At 72.5% G+C, this 2,877-nt stretch carries 3 protein-coding genes; 2 read left to right on the top strand and 1 reads right to left on the bottom strand.

The features are described from left to right. The first annotated feature begins 424 nt into the window (after positions 1-424). Positions 425-1,402 (top strand): zinc-binding dehydrogenase, encoded by a 978-nt coding sequence (locus AB0G14_RS35255; RefSeq protein WP_357705074.1) that lies wholly within the window; start codon positions 425-427, stop codon positions 1,400-1,402. 54 nt (positions 1,403-1,456) lie between these two features. On the opposite strand, the gene AB0G14_RS35250 is transcribed toward AB0G14_RS35255, so the two are convergent. Beyond that, positions 1,457-2,305 carry an SDR family oxidoreductase gene (locus AB0G14_RS35250; protein ID WP_357705072.1) on the bottom strand — a complete coding sequence of 283 codons (849 nt, stop codon included), beginning with the start codon at positions 2,303-2,305 and terminating at the stop codon, positions 1,457-1,459. A 110-nt stretch (positions 2,306-2,415) separates the two neighbouring features. Between AB0G14_RS35250 and AB0G14_RS35245 the strand changes: the two genes are divergently transcribed. Continuing rightward, on the top strand, positions 2,416-2,787 hold the full coding sequence (locus AB0G14_RS35245) for a helix-turn-helix domain-containing protein (protein ID WP_357705077.1): 372 nt from the start codon (positions 2,416-2,418) through the stop codon (positions 2,785-2,787). Positions 2,788-2,877 lie beyond the last annotated feature (90 nt).

Here is a 2,877-nt window from a genome sequence, read left to right as displayed (position 1 = left end):
AAACTCGTCGAACGACCCACCGCCGAACTCGACACGACCGACGCCGCAGCCGCCTGATCAAGATTTCTCATCCACAAGTCTTGACTATTGCTCCGGCCGCGGCCATGCGTGTCGTTGGCAGCCACAGGCTGTTCACGGCTGATCTGGCGGTGCCGGGTCCTGCTTGTCCTGGCTGTTCTCCTGCGCCATTGTCGCGGCATGGGCAGGAGCAGGAGGCGGAGCACCTGGCGGAAGTCGGACGACGCCTTCGGGAGCAGCGAGAGAAGCCTGGGCATGCTGCGTGCAGCTGGTCGGCCCGTTCGCGTTCGACCTGGAGGTCGGTGAGGAGATGATCCGCTTCGCGGCGGACCTGCGCGACTTCCTCAGTGATCCAGGCCGCCGGCCGGGTTGACCTCAAGCGAGGTTGAGGTAGTCGGATGGGGGCATGCGTGCGATTCAGCTTCACGAGTTCGGTCCCCCCGGAAACCTGGTGCTCGACGACGTGCCGGACCTGTCGCCCGGCCCCGGCCAGGTCCGGATCGCGGTGTCGGCGAGCGGTGTGCACCTGCTCGACACGAGCCTGCGCCGGGGCGAGGACGGCGGCCCGATGTCGCCGCCCGACCTGCCCACGATCCCCGGGCGGGAGGTGGCCGGTGTCGTCGACGAGCTGGGGGAGGGCGTCGACGGGTCGTGGCGCGGCAAGCGGGTCGTCGCGCATCTGGGCATGGTGCCGGGCGGGTACGCCGAGCAGGCGGTCACGTCGGTCGAGTCGCTCCACGTCGTACCGCAGAATCTGACCTGCGCCGAGGCGGTGGCGGCGGTCGGGACGGGCCGGACGGCGCTCGGGATCTTCGACCTGGAGACGCCGACGGCGGACGACGTCGTCTTCGTCCCGTCGGCGGCCGGTGGGGTGGGCTGGCTGCTGGTGCAGGCCGCGCGGACGACCGGCGCCACCGTGGTGGCGGCGGCGCGTGGCGCCGACCGGACGGCGGCGCTGCGCGACCTCGGCGCGGACGTGGTGGTGGACTACGGGCTGCCGGACTGGACCGATCGGGTGCGGGAGCAGGTCGGCGGCCTGAGCCTGGTGTACGACGGGGTGGGCGGTGCGGTGGGTCGGTCGGCCCTGGAGCTGTTGAGGCCGGGCGGCCGGTTCATGATGTTCGGCTGGTCGGCCGGCGAGGCGACCCGGATCGGGACGGACGACGTCATCGGGCGCGGCCTGACCGTGGGCTGGCTGGGGCAGCGGATGCGCGCCCTGCCCGGCGGCATTCCGGCGCTGGCCGCCCGGTCGCTGGAGCTGGCCGGGAAGGGCTGGTGGCGCCCGTTGGTCACGACCTATCCGCTGGCCGACGCCGCGACGGCGCACGCCGACCTGGAGGGGCGCCGGGCGCTGGGCAAGGTGGTGCTGACCGTGGAGCGTTGACCGGGCACCCGGCCGCCCCGCGCGTCGTCGGCGGGGCGGCCGGGTGGGCGGCCGTCAGAGCGCGGCGCGGACCGCCTCGGCCAGCGTGGTCGGCTGCCGGCCGATCAGCTTCGCGAGGTCGTCGCTCTCGACGTCCAGGTCGCCCTGGGCGACGCCCCGGTCGCCGTCGGCGAGCACCTCCGCGTACGCCTGCGGCACGCCGGCGCCGGCGAGCACCTCGGCGTACTTCTCCACCGGGAGGTCGGTGTAGCCGACCTGGCGACCGGTCTGCCGGGACAGCTCCTCGGCCAGCTCGGTCATGGTGATCGGTGCGCCGGCCAGCTCGTACACCCGGTTGGCGTGGCCCTCGGTGGTGAGCACCGCCGCCGCGGCCTCCGCGTAGTCGGCGCGGGTGGCGGCGCCGATCCGGCCGTCGCCGGACGCGCCCACGACGCCGTGCTCCAGGTAGGTCGGGAGCTGCGGGAGGTAGTTCTCGACGTACCAGTTGTTGCGCAGGAGGACGTACGGCAGACCGGAGGAGCGGATCTCCTGCTCCGTCGCGCGGTGCTCGGTGGCCAGGATGAGGCTGGAAGTGTCGGCCTTGGCGATGCTGGTGTAGACGACCAGCCCGACGCCGGCCTCCTTGGCGGCGTCGACGACGTTGCGGTGCTGCTGCACCCGCTGCCCGACCTCGCTGCCGGAGACGAACATCAGCTTCTCGGCCCCGGCGAGGGCGGCGCGCAGCGAGTCGGGGTCGCTGTAGTCGGCCCGCCGCACCGTCACGCCGCGCGCGGCGAGGTCGGCCAGCCGGTCGGTGTCCCGGCCGAGCGCCACGACCTGCCCGGCGGGTACGCCCCGGCGCAGCAGCGAGTCGACGATCAGGCGGCCGAGGTGGCCGGTGGCGCCGGTGACGACGATGGACATGGGGCACTCCTTGCGTACGTGCGGGATGGTGTCTGACGTCATCGGCAACGGGAATGCCACCGCGATACTTCCCGTTGGAGAGTAGGCACCTTGAAGTGCGTGACTTACCGATGGAGAGTGCAGTGCACCCGAACGTCTACGCCCGCAACTGCGGCAGCCGGCAGGTGCTGGACCGGATCGGCGACCGGTGGAGCGTCCTGGTCGTGCTCACCCTCGCCGACGGCACGAAGCGCTACGGCGAGTTGGCCCAGCGGATCGAGGGGGTGAGCCAGAAGATGCTCACCCAGACCCTGCGGGCGCTGGAACGCGACGGCCTGGTGACCCGGACGGTGCACGCGAGCGTCCCGCCGCGGGTCGACTACGCGCTGACCGACCTCGGCCGCAGCCTGCTCGACCTGGTCGCCGGGCTCGAGTCCTGGGCCACCACCCACCTCGACGAGGTGGAGGCCGCCCGCGCCCGCTACGACGCCGAGCCTCGCTAGGTGTACTGCCCAGGGACGTTGGTCAACCTGGTGATGGGCGGCTTGCCGCCGGTTGCGGTGTGGGGTCGGTGGTGATTGTAGTGATGCAGG

It is taken from the genome of Micromonospora sp. NPDC023814 (genome assembly GCF_040639595.1).
Classification (GTDB): domain Bacteria; phylum Actinomycetota; class Actinomycetes; order Mycobacteriales; family Micromonosporaceae; genus Micromonospora.
The sequence above is the reverse complement of the archived record's forward strand: the minus strand, read 5'-3'. Positions and strand labels throughout refer to the sequence as shown.